This window comes from Bacillus sp. AFS037270, assembly GCF_002585305.1.
Map to the genome: position 1 here is coordinate 1 of NZ_NUNF01000064.1, position 16334 is coordinate 16334.

A 16334-nucleotide genomic window follows, 5' to 3' on the forward strand; every position below is an offset into this window, starting at 1 on the left:
TTAGTTTTCAAAGAACAATATCCCGTCGCTCAAATGCGACTTTATTATCTTACCAAGTTATCAACTAAAAGTCAACAACTTTCTTTTTTCTTTGTCGTCTCGGTGACGACTTTTAGTATATTACAGCATTCCATTTAATCCGTCAAGCAAATTATTATTATTTTTTCTGAAATAGATTTTCCTTTTGTCTTTTACCTCCAGCATAAGGAAAACCGCTGTTTTTCAGCGGTTTTTTTCTATAGAACCCAATGCTGGATCGCAACTAATGCGACTAATCCCGGTATACCAAGAAAACCTGAAACAGCGGAAGTCGCAAAATTAATCGGGACATGAATTCCATATCGATTGCCAGCCACATTCAGGAAAAATAAAAACAAAGCTCCTATTAAAAACTTTACAGCTGCCTGTCCGACAAATCGTATTGGCTTAAATGGTGCACCAGAAAATAATAATAAAAGAATAAGCCCGCCTAAAATAGAAATTACGACTATTGGTTCCAACTAGAGCTTCCCCCCTCTAATGTCTTTTTACTACAACATATGTACAAGTTGTTCTGTATAGACCATATGGGGAGAAATACTATATTACTTAAGAATGGTTACATTTCGCTGCTTTGCTTCTCTTAATAGAAAGATATATTTAGCTTCTGCTATTTTAGTTTGACAGATCACTTCTTCTGAAGGGTCAAAGCTTTTTTCTAAAAGCATCTTTTCCTGCTGCCAATGTGTTTTAAATCGGTTTAATTGTGCTAACAGCTTCTCATCATACTCTTTTCGCAGCCGCCCTTTGCGCCGAAAAAACATCTGTTATTCCTCCGGTTATAGTGTGTGTCTAGCTAAAATCTGTAATTAGATTTCATGAGACATTTACCTGTTTATGGTTTACAATTCCCGTCTTCCCTCAAGTGCCTTAGATAAGGTAACCTCATCTGCATACTCAAGGTCCCCGCCAACAGGAAGTCCATGAGCAATTCTAGTTGTTTTAATGCCTGATGGTTTTAACAATCGGGAGATATACATGGCTGTTGCTTCTCCCTCAATATTTGGGTTCGTGGCGAGAATGACTTCTTGAACCGTTTCGTCTTGGAGACGTTTCAATAAATCGGGAATATTTATATCCTCTGGTCCAATTCCATCCATTGGTGAAATAGCCCCGTGCAGAACATGGTATAAGCCATTGAATTCTTTCATCTTTTCCATCGCAATAACATCCTTTGGATCTTGAACGACACAAATAATGCTTTTATCCCGGCGCTGGTCCTCACAGATATAACACGGATCTTGATCGGTAATATGCCCACAGACGGAGCAATAAGTTAAATTACGTTTTGCGTTGACAAGTGCTTTTGCAAAGTCGAGCACTGTGTCTTCTTTCATATTTAAAACATGGAAAGCCAGCCGGGCAGCCGTTTTAGGACCAATTCCTGGCAGCTTCATAAAGCTGTCTATCAGCTTTGATATGGGTTCTGGATAGTGCATTTAGCTTTTCTCCTCTAGAAAGCAGGGGTGCCAGGCCTCAGGGACGAAAACATCCTAAGTTCCTATGCACCCCAACTCAACATTTAATAAAATAGCGCAAGCGCCTTGAACAGGGGCTTATGACCCCGAGCCCCTAGGCGCTGGAGCTAGACAATTCTCAAAGAAAAAACTTTTTTCTTATCTCATTAAAAAGGTAAATTCATTCCTTTAGTAAATTGACCCATTGTATTGTTTGTTAATTCTTCCGCCTTTTTAAGGGCATCATTAACTGCTGCAAGAACCAAGTCTTGAAGCATTTCAACATCATCTGGATCTACGGCCTCAGGTTTAATTTGCACATCTACTACTTCTTTATGTCCTGTAACAATCACCGTTACCATTCCGCCGCCGGCAGTACCTTCAATTTTTTGCTGGCCTAACTCTTCTTGAGCCTCCGCCATCTTCTTCTGCATCTTTTGCATTTGTTTCATCATATTTTGCATGTTACCCATTCCGCCACCACGCATCATAATCCTAACCTCCATTTATTTATTCATTAGTCAATAATTTCTACAAACTCAGCACCAAATAATTTCTTTGCCTCTGCAATATGCGGTTCCTCTTCTTTTACAGACTCACCGCCTAAGCTTGTTCCTTCTTCATCATGCTGACTATTTAAAAAGCTTTCGCGAATCGGCATCCATTGATCTTCAGGAACGCCTAAAAGCTGAAGCCTCTTGCCTGTTAATTTTAAAAGTGCAGCTGTAACGGCTTCAAGAAAATCGGTGCGGTTCATTGCCATTTGGCAAATCATTTCATGCTTAAATTTTATAATAAAAGCGGTAGAGGAAGCGGCGATCGGTTCAGCATCATTTAATAATGCAGCCTGCGACTTTAACAGGCTAGACCGCATTTCTCCCCAATTTGCTTTAATTAAATTTAAATCGTTCTTCGTTGCCTGCTTTAAAACTTCATTTATTTTTCCAACTGGTGCCTGAAAGGCCTTTTTCGAGGATGATCTTTGTGCAGGTTTTTGCTGTTGTGGCGCTCCCTCTTGAGCAGCCGGTGCTACACCATTAGCCTTTAAGTGCTGCAGCTCTGACTCAAGCTGATCAATTCTTGCTAGTAATTCCCCAATAGGTGCAGTATCAATTTGAACGGATGATGGTTTCACTTCCAATTGACAAAGCTTTACAACCGCTACCTCCAAAAAGATCCGGGGGTGATTGGTCCAGCGCATTTCCTGCTGTGTCTTATTCAGCAAATCGATAAGCTGATAAATTTTTTCAACTGGGATCGTTTCCGCCAATTTTCGAAAATCCTCATCCAGCATCACTCTTTCAAGCGATTCCTCCAGATTAGGGGCGGTTTTATAAAGGAGCATATCCCGATAAAATAAAATTAAGTCCTCCATAAATCTGGATGGATCTTTCCCATGGAATAATAGTTCATCGAGTGCCTCTAGACCACTTGCCACATCACTTTCTTGAAAGGCATGGGCTAATTTATTAAGAAATCCTTGTGATACAGATCCTGTAACGGTTAACGCGTCTTCAAGTGTAACACGGTCCTGACTGTAGGAAATAGCTTGGTCCAACAGACTTAAGGCATCACGCATACCGCCCTCAGCAGCGCGGGCAATCATTTGCAGCGCCGTTTCATCACAGTTCACGCCTGTTTCTTCCACGATTAATTTCATTCTATTCACAATGGATCCTGCTGTTATGCGCCTAAAATCAAAACGTTGACACCTTGAGATAATCGTTAGCGGGATCTTATGAGGTTCTGTTGTTGCTAAAATAAAAATAACATGCTTTGGCGGTTCCTCGAGCGTCTTCAACAAGGCATTAAAAGCACTAATCGACAGCATATGCACTTCATCTATAATATAGACCTTGTAGTTTACAGCCGTTGGTGCAAATTTGACCTTATCGAGGACATCCCTCATTTCCTCAACACGGGAATTTGAAGCAGCATCAAATTCTAATACATCTGGAATAGTGCCATTAGTGATGCCGCGGCATGCCGCACATTCATTACATGGCTCTGAAACCGGTGCATGCTCACAATTAATAGCCTTTGCTAATATTTTAGCAGCACTTGTTTTACCTGTTCCTCTAGGACCTGAAAAAAGATAGGCATGTGAAATTTTTTGCTGAAGCAGGGCGTTTTGCAATGTCTTGGTAACATGTTCTTGTCCTACTACATCAATAAATGCCTGCGGACGCCAAACACGATATAAAGCTTGATATGCCACTGGACACCGCCCCCTTCAAATTTTTTATCATCATATCCATTATAGCTTATTTAATTTCCATTTTTCAAAATGTATGTAAAAAAACTCATCCCGTAATTTGAGATGAGTTTTTGAGTGCATGCATATATGTACTGCCGTGCACCTTCCGTCGACATACGCCCATAAGCGTTACTTAAGCAGTTAGCTCGGCCCAGGCAACCCTGCGGCACATGGGAGCGTCCACTTAATGCTGCTTCCTTCCGGACCTGACATGGTTCATGGATTCCCATTGCGCAGGACCAGGGCGTCAACACCACTTACTTAAGGCAGACCCTACAGGTCGTAAGCCTCGGGAAGGGATTCAGTCCCGCTAGAGCGGATTGCGGGTACAGGGCACCGCTGCCTCCCCACCTAGCACGGCAAAATTGATACCTAAATTTTCACGCGTCGTATCTGACGCCTTTCTAATATACAACCTATCGCGAAAAAAAGCAATCTTAATCCACTGTAAATTACTGTAAATCTTTAAATACTTGATTATTCTTCATTTGCTTTTCGAGCTTTTTTCGATCTCTTATGCTTCGAAAAAATGCAGAAAGCAGCTGCCCGCATTCTTCTTCTAAAACGCCCTTTGTAACATCACACTGATGATTGAAGCGTTCATCGTGTAACAGATTCATGAGAGTCCCGGCACAGCCCCCTTTTGGATCACTTGCACCATAAACCACTCTTTTCACTCTTGATAAAATAATCGCACCGGCACACATAGGACATGGCTCCAGGGTGACATATAGGGTTGAATCCTCTAACCGCCAAGATCCGGTTTGCCGGCAGGCTTGATCAATCGCTAGCAACTCGGCATGAGCAATTGCACTTTGTTCTAGCTCTCTTAAATTATGGGCCCGGGAAATAATTTCACCTTGCATCACCAGCACTGCACCAATTGGTACTTCATTTAATTCTTCCGCTTTCTTTGCTTCCTTTATTGCTTCCTTCATAAAAAATTCATCTTGAGATTCTACGATATTTATCAAATTATCACCCAATTATTTTAGTATTAAAGGGTTTGAAATCCCCTAATCAATGAAAGGCGGGATAAAAACTCCCCTGCTACTCCAAAATAAACGAAAAGGAGGGAGACAGTTTGGATCAGATCCGTCCTGCACTCTTAATCATTGATATGATCAATAACTTTGATTTTACACATGGTCCGATTCTTGCCCAAAAGGCATTGAAAATTGCCGAACAGATTAAAGAAGTAAAAGATCAGTTTAATCAGCAGCAGCTTCCTGTTATTTTCATTAACGATCATTATAATTTATGGCAAGCTGATTACCATAGAATTATTGAACATTGCCGAAATCAATATAGTGAGCCTATCTACAAGAAAGTGCTTCCGGGCGAAAATGATTTTTTTTTAATCAAACCTAAACACTCCGCCTTTTATGGTACTGCCTTAAATACCTTACTCCACCAGCTAAAAGTTAATACCCTTATTGTAACTGGAATTGCCGGCAACATCTGTGTTCTATTTACAGCAAACGACGCCTATATGCGCGAATACAAGCTCCTCATCCCTAATGATTGTATTGCCTCAGCCGATGATCAAGATAACCAGTACGCTCTGATGATGATGAAAAATGTTTTAAAAGCAGTGGTTAAACCCTCACAAAATTTATCAACATTATATCATGTAAACAAATCCGCCCTCATAGAATAGCTGTAGCGTATGTTTCGGGGAGGGATTAGGATGCAAATCCATGTCATAAAGAGTAATGAATCATTAACAACGATTGCAAGGACTTATCATACGACCGTACAAGACATCGTTGAGGCAAATGAATTGCCAAACCCAAATAATCTTGTCATTGGACAATCCATTGTTATTCCCATTATCGGCCATTTTTATTTCGTTCAATCTGGTGATTCCCTTTATTCAATAGGGCGTAAGTTCGGCGTTTCTCCTCAACAATTGGCAAGCGTTAACCGTATTAACATCAATCAGCCCTTAAATGTAGGTTTCCGTCTCTATATACCTCAAGGGACAAAGAGAAACGCTGAGTTTAACGCCTATGTTGAGCCGCGCGGAACGACCGTAGCCCCTGTTTTAGAATCAAGCGCCCGAGAAGCGGCTCCGTACTTAACCTATTTAGCCCCGTTTAGTTTCCAAGCGCGCCGCGATGGGACCTTAAAAGAGCCTTTATTAAATAACTTCCCTGCAATAGCTAGAGCCAATCGCAACGTATTAATGATGGTCATTAACAATCAGGAGAATGATCAATTTAGTGACGAACTTGGCCGCATTTTATTAAACGATATTGCGATCCAGGATCGATTCCTCAATAATATTGTCGCTACCGCCAAAAAATATGGATTCCGCGACATTCATTTTGATTTTGAGTTTTTACGGCCAGCTGACCGAGAAGCCTATAATAACTTTTTGCGGAAGGCAAAACAAAGGTTTAGCCGGGAGGGCTGGTTCATGTCTACTGCCCTTGCTCCGAAAACAAGTGCCACCCAAAAAGGAAAATGGTATGAAGGCCACGACTATCGAGCACATGGGGAAATCTCTGACTTTGTCGTGATTATGACCTATGAGTGGGGATACAGCGGCGGCCCTGCCATGGCTGTATCACCAATCGAACAGGTCAGGAAAGTTCTAGAATACGCCATTACTGAAATGCCTTCAAATAAGATTCTAATGGGACAGAACCTCTATGGCTATGACTGGACACTTCCTTTTGTCCAAGGAACAGTAGCAAAAGCGGTGAGCCCGCAGCAGGCCATTCAGCTTGCTGCAACACATAATGTTCCGATTGAATACGACACAAAAGCACAAGCTCCTCACTTCCGATATACCGCCGATGGTAAGCAGCACGAAGTTTGGTTTGAAGATGCCCGGTCAATCCAGGCAAAGTTTGACTTAATCAAGGAGCTGAATCTCCGAGGAATGAGCTACTGGAAACTTGGGTTAGCCTTTCCACAAAATTGGCTATTAATCGTAGATAATTTCAATGTAACCAAAAAGGGATCCTAGCATATATAAATTTCCATTTCTACAAAAACTGCCGTTAGTCGGCAGTTTTTTTATGTATTTGACATAAAATTTACAGCTTGAAAATATTCCATATCCCTTCCTTCGACAGATTATGATAAAATATTCTTTGCGTCTTATAAAGAACGTATAACAATAGGAACTAAGATAAGATAGGTAAAAACTTATCATAAGATAACATAGATGTTCAGGCAGTTGGAGAAGGAGGACTTGCAATGGGGGTTACACCCTTTATTACCGTTGAGGGGCCGATTGGTGTAGGAAAAACATCTCTCGCAAAAGCTATTTCAGAAAAGTTCCATTTTGCTTTATTAAAAGAGATTGTTGATGAAAATCCATTTTTAGGGAAATTCTACGAAAATATAGAGGAGTGGAGTTTTCAAACTGAAATGTTCTTTCTCTGCAATCGCTATAAGCAATTAGGGGATATCAATACCCATTATTTAAGCCAAAACAAATCGGTTGTGGCGGACTATCATATTTTAAAGAATTTGATCTTCGCTGAACGGACTTTAAATAACGAAGAGTACCAAAAGTACTTTAAGATTTATCAAATTCTAACGGAAGATATGCCGAAACCGAATGTGATAATTTATTTAAGTGCAAGCCTCGATACACTTTTGAAACGGATTAAAAAAAGAGGTCGAGAAGTAGAGAAAAATATCAGCCCTTTATATTTAGAACAGCTCTCTATTGACTATGAAAATACCATAGCTGTCTTTGAGAAAGAACATCCGGAAATTCCCGTTCTTCGCTTTAGCGGAGATGAGCTGGATTTCGTAAAAAGTGAACAGGATTTAAATTATATTTTTCAAAAGTTAACTACTTCCTTAAAAGAAAGCAGCTGGACAAACAACATATTATTGAACGGGGGATGTTAGGTTAGTGAGTATCGTTATTGGTGGTATGATTGGTCTAGGAAAAACAAGTGTAGCTGATACATTGAATGCACACTTTAAAAATAAAGGCATTGAGAGTAAGGTATTTTATGAAGCGGTCGATGATAATCCAATTCTTCCCCTTTATTATGAACTGACACCAGAAGAATTGGATGCAAGAAGAATTCCGTTCCTCTTACAATTATTCTTTTTAAACAAACGATTTAAGACTGTTAAGGAATGTGTGAATTGGCGCGAACCCGTTTATACCATTCAAGACCGTTCGATTTATGAGGATTGGTATTTTGCTTATGTAAATAAAAATTTAGGCCGAATTTCTGAATTGGAATTCAAAATCTATGAAGAGCTTGTTGATAATATGATGGAAGAACTCAATGAACTTCCTAAGAAGGCACCAGATTTAATGGTTTACCTAAAAGGATCATTTGATACGGTCATTGACCGGATAATGGCACGCGGCAGAAGCTTTGAAATTAATCCTGAACTAAAAGAGTACTACTTCGAGGTTTGGAAGGGCTACGACGAATGGGTCTTGAATCAGTATGCAGCAAGCGAAGTGCTAGTGATTGATATGGACAATACTGATGTGGTCAAAAGTAAGGCAGATGCCATCAAGGTTTGCAATGCTGTAGATGAAAAATTAAATAAGATTTTAAAAATAGAAAAAGCACAGATTGGTTAAACCAATTTGTGCTTTTTTATCGAAAAGCGAAAGCGCCTTGTTCAGGGGCGACAGGCATAAGACGAGCCTTCTTGACGGATTGGCTTATGCCCCAGAGCCCCTAGGCGCTGCAGCTAGACATATTTTTTTGCAAAAAAAAATTCGCTACAAATAATTGTAACGAATTTTTATCTCCAGTTTTTATGCGCGTGATTCTTTTTAGATAATGGCGGAGGAAGAGGGATTCGAACCCCCGCGCGGTTTAACCCGCCTGTCGGTTTTCAAGACCGATCCCTTCAGCCGGACTTGGGTATTCCTCCGTATCAACAAATGATAATTTACCATAAAAATAATGATAATGTCAAATAGTAAAACAGGATTTTTTCGGACAAATTTAGAGTGCCCGAAAAAATCCTTTGATATGCAGTTTTTTACATAGGTTTAATGACGTCGCGGTTGCCCATATATGGACGTAAGGCCGTAGGAATGACGACACTGCCGTCCTCCTGCTGATAATTTTCTAATATTGCGGCGACCGTGCGGCCAATTGCAAGACCAGATCCATTTAAGGTATGAACATGCTCCGGTTTCGCTTTCGGATCACGACGGAAGCGGATATTTGCCCGTCTTGCCTGGAAGGCCTCAAAGTTACTGCAAGAAGAAATCTCACGGTAGGTTCCGTAGCTTGGGATCCAAACCTCAATATCGTATTTTTTTGCAGCTGTAAAGCCGAGGTCACCGGTACACATGCTTAACACACGGTAAGGAAGTTCTAGCAGCTGCAACACACGTTCTGCATCGTGTGTAAGCTTTTCAAGTTCCTCATAAGAATCTTCGGGTTTCACAAATTTAACAAGCTCGACCTTATTAAATTGATGCTGACGGATTAATCCTCTTGTATCACGCCCTGCAGATCCTGCTTCAGAACGGAAACAAGCACTATAAGCAGCAAAACGAATCGGAAGGTCTTCTCCACTTAAAATCTCATCACGATGATAGTTTGTGACTGGCACCTCAGCTGTAGGAATGAGGAAATAATCTTCATTTTCTATTAAGAAGGCATCCTCTTCAAACTTTGGCAATTGTCCTGTACCGGTCATGCTTGTACGGTTGACTAAGTATGGCGGCAATATTTCTGTATAGCCGTGCTCATCAACATGCAGGTCCAGCATGAAGCTGATTAAGGCCCGTTCTAAACGAGCTCCCAGCCCCCTATAAAAGACAAAGCGGCTGCCTGTAACCTTTCCTGCCCGTTCAAAATCAAGGATGCCTAGTTCAGTCGCAATGTCCCAGTGCGGCTTTGCTTCAAACTCAAACTCACGGACTTGGCCCCACTTTCTAATTTCCACATTATCATCCTCGGTTTCACCGATTGGGACACTTTCATGTGGAATGTTAGGAATGCTTAATAACAGCTGTTCTAACGTCTCCTCGACGCCGCGGAGTTCGTCATCTAAGCTTTTTATTTGATCGCCAACTTCACGCATCTCTGTAATTAAGTGGTCTGCATCTTTCTTTTCGCGCTTCAGTGCAGCCACTTGCTGTGATACTTCATTTTTGCGGCTCTTCAATTTTTCAGATTCAACGATTAGCTCTCGTCTTTTTACATCTAGATCCTCAAATCGGCCTAAATCAGTTAAATCCTCACCGCGATGCTGAAGCTTTTCTTTTACTTCAGCAAAATTAGCTCTTAGTACCTTAATATCTAACATTCTGTCGGCACTCCTTTATTATATAATTTGAAAACTATCAGCTCCAGCGCCGCTAAACGGGCGCTTCCGCTTTAAAATAAAAAAACTCCCGCCCCAAATACAGGGACGAGAGTTAGTCGCGATACCACCCTGGTTGACAACATAGGCTGCCCACCTCAAAAAACTGTAACGGTTTTTACCGAAAGTACTTACTTACCTTATAGGTGTTCCGTACCTTACTCGAGGAGGGATTCACAAGTATCACACACCGGTTCACACCAGCCACCGGCTCTCTTTGGAGTGAGGTTCTTGTTACTAGTTCCTCTCATTGCTTTTTCATTATTGATTTGTTTTATAATTTACTATAATTATGAACCAAATGCAACCGAATTAAACAAATTGTTTCGCTTTTGCTTCCTTCACCATTTCGACGAAATAAGCCGTAATCGCATGGTTCTCGGTTAATTCCGGATGGAATGAGCAGCCAAGATATTGTCCTTCCCGTGCGGCGACGATGCGGTCATTATGCTTGGACAAAATTTCAACATTCTCGCCTGCCTCAACGATGTGCGGCGCACGGATAAACACCGCTGGAAAACTGTCTGCTACATCCTTAATCGTGAGGTCGGCCTCAAAGCTGTCAACTTGGCGGCCAAATGAGTTCCGTTCCACCTTGATGTTCATTACACCGATGTGTGACTCATCATACCCCACAAGTTCTTTTGCTAAAAGAATCAGACCGGCACATGTACCAAACATAGGTTTCCCCGCACGTGCAAATTCTTTTAGAGCATCCATAAAATCATATTTATCAATTAAGCGGCGCATTGCCGTGCTTTCACCGCCAGGAAGAATAAGGCCATCAAGGTCCTCTAATTCCTGTTTGCGCTTGACTGCAACTGCCTCTACTCCACATGCCTCTAAAGATTTAATATGTTCACGGACAGCTCCTTGTAAAGCAAGTACGCCGATTTTAGTCATTATTATACCCCTTCTACTACTCAGTTTAAGTGATAAACTTTGAATACTGTCTAGCTCCAGCGCCTAGAGGCTCAGAGGTCTACAGCCAAACTATCAAAAAGGCTAAAAAGCAGCCTTCTCGCCAGCTCGTCTTATGCCTGTCGCCTCTGAACAAGTCGCTTCCGCTTTTCTAATTACCATCCACGCTCCTGCATGCGAGCTTCTGGTGCTAGGGAAGAGATTTCGATACCTTTCATTGGTGTTCCGAGATCCTTTGAAAGTTCAGCGATTAATTTGTAATCTTGATAATGTGTAGTTGCTTCCACAATCGCTCTTGCAAATTTAGCAGGGTTCTCAGATTTGAAGATACCAGAACCAACGAATACGCCATCTGCTCCCAATTGCATCATCAATGCAGCATCAGCAGGTGTTGCAACACCACCAGCAGCAAAGTTAACAACTGGAAGGCGGCCAAGGTTCTTAATTTCAAGCAATAATTCATATGGTGCACCAAGTAGTTTTGCTTCAGTCATTAACTCATCTTCGTTCATTCCAACAACCTTGCGAACTTGTGCATTCACCTTACGCATGTGGCGAACAGCTTCTACGATGTTACCTGTTCCAGGTTCACCTTTTGTACGAAGCATAGATGCACCTTCACCGATTCGGCGGGCAGCTTCACCAAGGTCGCGGCAGCCGCACACAAATGGCACTGTATAGTCTTTTTTGTTTAGGTGGTATTCTTCATCTGCAGGTGTTAAAACTTCGCTCTCATCGATATAATCGACGCCCATAGCTTCAAGTACTCGTGCTTCGACGATATGACCAATTCTTGCTTTTGCCATAACAGGGATAGAAACAGCTTTAAGTACCTCTTCGACAATTCTTGGGTCAGCCATTCTCGCAACACCGCCAGCTGCGCGGATATCAGATGGAACACGCTCTAATGCCATTACTGCAACGGCACCAGCTTCCTCCGCAATTTTTGCCTGCTCAGCGTTAATGACGTCCATAATAACGCCGCCCTTTTGCATTTCAGCCATACCACGTTTTACAAGATCCGTACCAGTTTTCATAAAAAAATCCCCCTTTTATTTTTAATTTTAAGAAAAATTAATTCATACCTATAGGAAAAATCCCTATTTAAAATATCGGAATAATTTTACCATAAAAACATTAAAGCAACAAAAAAGGATTCCTGTCAAGACAAGAAATCCTTTTCTTTATTATATGGTAAATATTAACGGACTTAAATTTAAAACCATCCCTTAACAGTTGTTCCTATCCCATGAAATACATCTCCAAAGAAATTACCGATACCGCGCATCATTAAAACAAACCAGTTAGCCTTTTCAACATCTTCTGCTGCAACAACATCCACTTGTGCTTTCTTTTGACCCTCAGCTGTTAAGAAACTAACCTTCTCGCCATTCTTTGGTTTTAAGGTCACATAACCGACCGTTTCTCCCTTTTTAATCGGAGCAGTTAACTCACCGTCTTTGTTAACTTTATTTTTATCTAATACGAGCTCAGGTTGATAGTTTTTCTCTTCACCATTAAGAACGATCATATTAATAGCAGATTTCGTATAAATCTTTACCTGATTTTCTTTCCCTTTAAGGACGGGCACTGTCTTCTGTCCTTTGACCTGATAATGTTTTGGAACTAGTTTTACATTGGTATAGTTACTAAAAGCATAATCCAGCATTTTTCTAGTTTCTTCAAAGCGGGCACTGTAACCGCCTTGTCCAGAGGCATCCTTAGCGTTTTGCACAACCGTAATAAATCGTTTTCCATCACGGCTCGCTGTTCCGGTAAAACAGTAACCTGCAAAATCTGTTGTTCCCGTTTTTAGCCCGTCCATCCCTTGGTAACCATAATCTAGTGATGGCAACATCCAGTTCCAGTTAATCATACTAATTTGGTCATCTGTTCCTTCACGGAAAATCTTCTTTGGTGTGCTGGCTGTTTTTAGCACATCAGGAAAATCATTAATTAAGTGAAAAGCTAGCTTTGCCACAGCCCGGGATGACATCACGTTTTCGTCCTCTGCACCCGTTCCTTCTGGCTGCAGGCCATTGTAATCTCGATTGTTCAAACCTGTTGAGTTCACAAATTTATAATCCTTTAACCCAAGTGCCTTTGCTTTATCATTCATCATCTTTACAAAGTTTGTTTCTGAACCGCCCATAATTTCTGCAAGGGCAATGGTTGCGGCATTGGCAGAGTAAATCGCCATAGCTTCATATAATTCTCGTACTTTATAAGTACCATCCGCTCGTAGTGGCACATTGGAAAGATCACGCCGCTGAGATATTTTGTACACAAGGTCACTTACCTTGTACTCTTGATCCCATTTCACTTTTCCCTTTTTCACTGAGTCAAGCAGGATATACTCAGTCATCATTTTGGTCATACTAGCAATTCCTAGTACACTATCAGCATTTTTTTCATATAAAACCTTACCTGTCTTACCGTCTACTAAAATGGCTCCATCTGCATTCACATTTAAAGCTGCTTCTGCATGAGCCTTATGTACACCAGCAAAAACGCTAAAAAACATAATCATTGCCAATGCACTGGCAACATATTTTCGATAAAGATGTTTGTTCACTATTACACGCCCTCCAAGGAATTTATACACTTTGAATATTTTATCATACCTGCCTAGTAAATCATAGAATGAGCATTGGACCATTCTTTGGCATTTGATTAAAATTTTCTTAAAATTTAATAGGAAATTCTTCATAATAAAAACAGAGAGGTATGACCTCTCTGTTTAATAAAATCTATAGTGAATAATTTGGTGCTTCTTTGGTAATTTGAACATCGTGTGGATGACTTTCTTTCAAACCAGCACCTGTCATCTTAATAAATTGTGCTTTTGTTCTTAAATCATGAAGATCCTTTGTTCCGCAATAGCCCATACCAGACCGTATGCCGCCAATAAGCTGGTAAATCGTCTCAGCTAATGGACCTTTATAAGGAATCCGCCCTTCAATTCCTTCTGGAACGAACTTTTTATTGTCTTCTTGGAAATAACGGTCTTTTGAACCTTTTTCCATCGCAGCGACTGAACCCATACCCCGGTAAACCTTAAAGCGGCGTCCTTGGAAAATTTCCGTTTCACCAGGACTCTCTGATACGCCTGCTAATAAGCTTCCCAGCATAACGGCATGCCCGCCTGCAGCCAAGGCCTTTACAATATCTCCAGAGTATTTAATTCCGCCATCAGCGATAACTGTTTTTCCAAGCTTCATCGCTTCCGCTGCACAATCATAGACAGCTGTAATTTGTGGTACTCCTACACCAGCTACAACTCTTGTCGTACAAATGGAACCAGGTCCGATCCCTACCTTTACCACATCAGCGCCCGCTTCAATCAAGTCCTTTGTCGCTTCTGCTGTTGCAACATTTCCTGCAATAATTGTTAGGTTAGGATACGCACTTCTGATTTCCTTCACCATATCAAGAACACCTTTAGAATGTCCATGAGCTGTATCAATAACGATCGCATCGACATTTGCCGCTACTAGGGCTTCAACACGCTTCATCGTATCCTTTGTTACACCTACAGCTGCACCTGCCAATAAACGGCCCTGACTGTCTTTTGCTGAGTTAGGAAACTCAATTACTTTTTCGATGTCTTTAATCGTAATTAATCCTTTTAATACGCCTTCCTCATTCACAAGCGGAAGTTTTTCAATCTTATGCTTTTGAAGTATTTTTTCGGCCTCTTTCAATGTTGTCCCGACTGGGGCTGTTACAAGGTTTTCTTTTGTCATAACATCAGAAATTTTAAATGAATAATCTTGATCCTGGATAAAACGAAGATCACGATTGGTTATAATACCGATCAGCCTCTGGTCCTCCATATTATTCACAATAGGAACCCCAGAGATGCGATATTTGCCCATCAAATGTTCCGCATCAAACACCTGGTGTTCAGGGGTTAGGAAAAATGGATCCGTAATAACCCCGCTTTCAGATCTCTTAACCTTCTCAACTTGTTCTGCCTGCTGTTCAATGGTCATATTCTTGTGGATGATTCCTAAGCCGCCTTGACGGGCAATGGAAATCGCCATTTCAGATTCCGTTACAGTGTCCATTCCAGCACTGATAATTGGAATATTAAGCTTTACACTTGGCGATAACTCTACTTGCAGGTTGACATCTTTAGGCAGTACCTCTGATTTACCCGGAATTAATAAAACATCATCAAACGTTAATCCTTCTTTTGCAAATTTGTTTTCCCACATTTTAAACAGCCCCCCAGAACAAAAAATATTATTTGTAGGTTATCAATTGGACAAAATACTGTCAAGGAATAAATATTAAATTGATTTTTCTGAAAAAGGTGAGCGACTTGGTTACTAACTATAAAAATTGGAAAAGTTACTCTTGTTTTTTTTCGGCAGAATACTGCCAAAGATATTTAAGAATGTGCTACCAAAAGCGAAATATTGAAAACCCTGAACAAAAAAGCTATGAAAATGGATATGCCTTTCTCTATTATCTCGAACACGGGCAAATATATTATGATCAAGCAGAAAAGTCTCCACTAATTTTAAAACCCATATTACTCTTTTATGGACTTGTCCATTTAATTAAAGCCTGTATCTTAACCATAGATCCCTCCTATCCGGAAACTACCGCTGTATTGGCCCACGGCGTTTCTACAAGGAAAAGAAAAAAGCAGAATTACCTTTTTTTCCATGATGAAGTAAAGTTTCAAAAAAATGGCCTTTTCCCCTATATGTCAGAGAAAATGTTTCACATGAAACAATTGGAAGGGGAAAAAGCTATTATGGAGGATTTATTACAGCTTATACCTGAATTAAATGATTTATTCTTTATCGTTGAAGGAAAAAGGACATTTGCCAATTTAACTCAGCATGATAATAAACTTCTAATCCCTGAGTATGTACTGGATAACTATCATATGACGGAGAGCAGGTTTAAGGAGTTTTTTACCTCAAAGTTTAAAAATAATGTGGAGTTCGCTAATGAGGGGCTTGCCTTTCAGATAAGTGAGGACCTTCTTTCTGAAATGTCACCGCTTTTTTATAACTTGGAAGATAAAAGTTACACAATTCCACTTGATAAAGGAAACTTCAATAATTTTCCAGAACTGCTTGTTCACTATCTTTTGTTGTATAACCTTAGCATGATTGCCCGTTATGAAACAGAATGGTGGAGTGAGTTAACGAAGATGATGCCCAACCGAGATTATCCATTTATCAAATCATTCATCGAGGTCACAATGAAAAAAGGGCCGTTTCTGATCTATAAATTTCTTATGCAATAGAACAAAAGCGCAAGTGCCTTGAACAGCCCCGACAAGCATAAGACGTTTCAGGGAAAGAAGGCGTTCT

Annotated in this window: 16 protein-coding genes, 1 tRNA gene, 1 other RNA gene and 1 other annotated feature; of the genes, 5 read left to right on the forward strand and 13 right to left on the reverse strand. The window is 40.6% G+C overall.

Annotated elements, in window-relative coordinates; genetic code table 11:
* Window positions 1-236: 236 nt before the first annotated feature.
* The 7 genes from COD92_RS25935 to tadA all read right to left on the reverse strand — a co-directional run bounded on the left by COD92_RS25935 (window position 237) and on the right by tadA (window position 4718).
* Complete coding sequence (locus COD92_RS25935; RefSeq protein WP_098533753.1) at window positions 237-500, reverse strand: pro-sigmaK processing inhibitor BofA family protein; 264 nt, start codon at window positions 498-500, stop codon at window positions 237-239.
* Between the two features lie 84 nt (window positions 501-584).
* Entirely contained in the window at window positions 585-803 is a 219-nt protein-coding gene (locus COD92_RS25940; RefSeq protein ID WP_098533751.1) for a YaaL family protein, read from the reverse strand.
* A gap of 78 nt (window positions 804-881) precedes the next feature.
* Window positions 882-1478, reverse strand: a complete 597-nt coding sequence (gene recR, locus COD92_RS25945) for a recombination mediator RecR (protein ID WP_098533749.1) — start codon at window positions 1476-1478, stop codon at window positions 882-884.
* A 185-nt stretch (window positions 1479-1663) separates the two neighbouring features.
* Complete coding sequence (locus COD92_RS25950; RefSeq protein ID WP_374110708.1) at window positions 1664-1987, reverse strand: YbaB/EbfC family nucleoid-associated protein; 324 nt, start codon at window positions 1985-1987, stop codon at window positions 1664-1666.
* Between the two features lie 26 nt (window positions 1988-2013).
* Complete coding sequence (dnaX, locus tag COD92_RS25955) at window positions 2014-3714, reverse strand: DNA polymerase III subunit gamma/tau (protein WP_098533747.1); 1701 nt, start codon at window positions 3712-3714, stop codon at window positions 2014-2016.
* Window positions 3715-3848: 134 nt separating this feature from the next.
* Window positions 3849-4113, reverse strand: an RNA gene (gene ffs, locus COD92_RS25960) — signal recognition particle sRNA large type.
* A gap of 92 nt (window positions 4114-4205) precedes the next feature.
* Window positions 4206-4718: a tRNA adenosine(34) deaminase TadA gene (tadA, locus tag COD92_RS25965; protein ID WP_098533755.1), complete on the reverse strand. Its 513-nt coding sequence runs from the start codon at window positions 4716-4718 to the stop codon at window positions 4206-4208.
* Between the two features lie 119 nt (window positions 4719-4837).
* Here tadA and COD92_RS25970 point away from each other — a divergent pair, with 119 nt between their 5' ends.
* From COD92_RS25970 to COD92_RS25985, 4 genes are all read left to right on the forward strand, one after another.
* On the forward strand, window positions 4838-5413 hold the full coding sequence (locus COD92_RS25970) for a cysteine hydrolase family protein (protein WP_098533745.1): 576 nt from the start codon (window positions 4838-4840) through the stop codon (window positions 5411-5413).
* A gap of 30 nt (window positions 5414-5443) precedes the next feature.
* Window positions 5444-6730, forward strand: a complete 1287-nt coding sequence (locus COD92_RS25975) for a LysM peptidoglycan-binding domain-containing protein (RefSeq protein WP_098533743.1) — start codon at window positions 5444-5446, stop codon at window positions 6728-6730.
* Window positions 6731-6963: 233 nt separating this feature from the next.
* A complete protein-coding gene (locus COD92_RS25980; RefSeq protein ID WP_098533741.1) occupies window positions 6964-7629 on the forward strand; it encodes a deoxynucleoside kinase in 666 nt (221 codons plus the stop codon).
* Window positions 7630-7633: 4 nt separating this feature from the next.
* The gene (locus COD92_RS25985; protein WP_098533739.1) at window positions 7634-8329 is read left to right on the forward strand and encodes a deoxynucleoside kinase; all 696 of its coding nucleotides are present in this window, start codon (window positions 7634-7636) and stop codon (window positions 8327-8329) included.
* A 206-nt stretch (window positions 8330-8535) separates the two neighbouring features.
* Here the strand turns inward: COD92_RS25985 and COD92_RS25990 are convergent.
* The 6 genes from COD92_RS25990 to guaB form a co-directional block, all read right to left on the reverse strand.
* Window positions 8536-8628, reverse strand: a tRNA-Ser gene (locus COD92_RS25990).
* A 111-nt stretch (window positions 8629-8739) separates the two neighbouring features.
* Window positions 8740-10020 carry a serine--tRNA ligase gene (serS, locus tag COD92_RS25995; protein ID WP_098533737.1) on the reverse strand — a complete coding sequence of 427 codons (1281 nt, stop codon included), beginning with the start codon at window positions 10018-10020 and terminating at the stop codon, window positions 8740-8742.
* Window positions 10021-10118: 98 nt separating this feature from the next.
* Window positions 10119-10337: a binding site (T-box leader), on the reverse strand.
* Between the two features lie 52 nt (window positions 10338-10389).
* The gene (pdxT, locus tag COD92_RS26000) at window positions 10390-10980 is read right to left on the reverse strand and encodes a pyridoxal 5'-phosphate synthase glutaminase subunit PdxT (protein ID WP_098533735.1); all 591 of its coding nucleotides are present in this window, start codon (window positions 10978-10980) and stop codon (window positions 10390-10392) included.
* Between the two features lie 173 nt (window positions 10981-11153).
* Window positions 11154-12035, reverse strand: coding sequence for a pyridoxal 5'-phosphate synthase lyase subunit PdxS (pdxS, locus tag COD92_RS26005; RefSeq protein WP_098533733.1), 882 nt, complete (start codon window positions 12033-12035; stop codon window positions 11154-11156).
* A gap of 179 nt (window positions 12036-12214) precedes the next feature.
* The gene (locus COD92_RS26010; RefSeq protein WP_176541473.1) at window positions 12215-13528 is read right to left on the reverse strand and encodes a serine hydrolase; all 1314 of its coding nucleotides are present in this window, start codon (window positions 13526-13528) and stop codon (window positions 12215-12217) included.
* Between the two features lie 220 nt (window positions 13529-13748).
* Window positions 13749-15218 (reverse strand): IMP dehydrogenase, encoded by a 1470-nt coding sequence (gene guaB, locus COD92_RS26015; protein WP_098533729.1) that lies wholly within the window; start codon window positions 15216-15218, stop codon window positions 13749-13751.
* A gap of 98 nt (window positions 15219-15316) precedes the next feature.
* Here guaB and COD92_RS26020 point away from each other — a divergent pair, with 98 nt between their 5' ends.
* Entirely contained in the window at window positions 15317-16267 is a 951-nt protein-coding gene (locus COD92_RS26020) for a YaaC family protein (protein WP_480254332.1), read from the forward strand.
* The last annotated feature ends 67 nt before the right edge of the window (window positions 16268-16334 follow it).

Bases quoted from the DNA above. Each gene is read 5' to 3' on its own strand.
- COD92_RS26010 (WP_176541473.1), bottom strand. From the start codon at position 13,528: ATGATTATGTTTTTTAGCGTTTTTGCTGGTGTACATAAGGCTCATGCA.
- COD92_RS25975 (WP_098533743.1), top strand. From the start codon at position 5,444: ATGCAAATCCATGTCATAAAGAGTAATGAATCATTAACAACGATTGCA.
- pdxT (WP_098533735.1), bottom strand. From the start codon at position 10,980: ATGACTAAAATCGGCGTACTTGCTTTACAAGGAGCTGTCCGTGAACAT.
- recR (WP_098533749.1), bottom strand. From the start codon at position 1,478: ATGCACTATCCAGAACCCATATCAAAGCTGATAGACAGCTTTATGAAG.
- COD92_RS25980 (WP_098533741.1), top strand. From the start codon at position 6,964: ATGGGGGTTACACCCTTTATTACCGTTGAGGGGCCGATTGGTGTAGGA.
- pdxS (WP_098533733.1), bottom strand. From the start codon at position 12,035: ATGAAAACTGGTACGGATCTTGTAAAACGTGGTATGGCTGAAATGCAA.
- COD92_RS25950 (WP_374110708.1), bottom strand. From the start codon at position 1,987: ATGATGCGTGGTGGCGGAATGGGTAACATGCAAAATATGATGAAACAA.
- serS (WP_098533737.1), bottom strand. From the start codon at position 10,020: ATGTTAGATATTAAGGTACTAAGAGCTAATTTTGCTGAAGTAAAAGAA.
- COD92_RS25940 (WP_098533751.1), bottom strand. From the start codon at position 803: ATGTTTTTTCGGCGCAAAGGGCGGCTGCGAAAAGAGTATGATGAGAAG.
- guaB (WP_098533729.1), bottom strand. From the start codon at position 15,218: ATGTGGGAAAACAAATTTGCAAAAGAAGGATTAACGTTTGATGATGTT.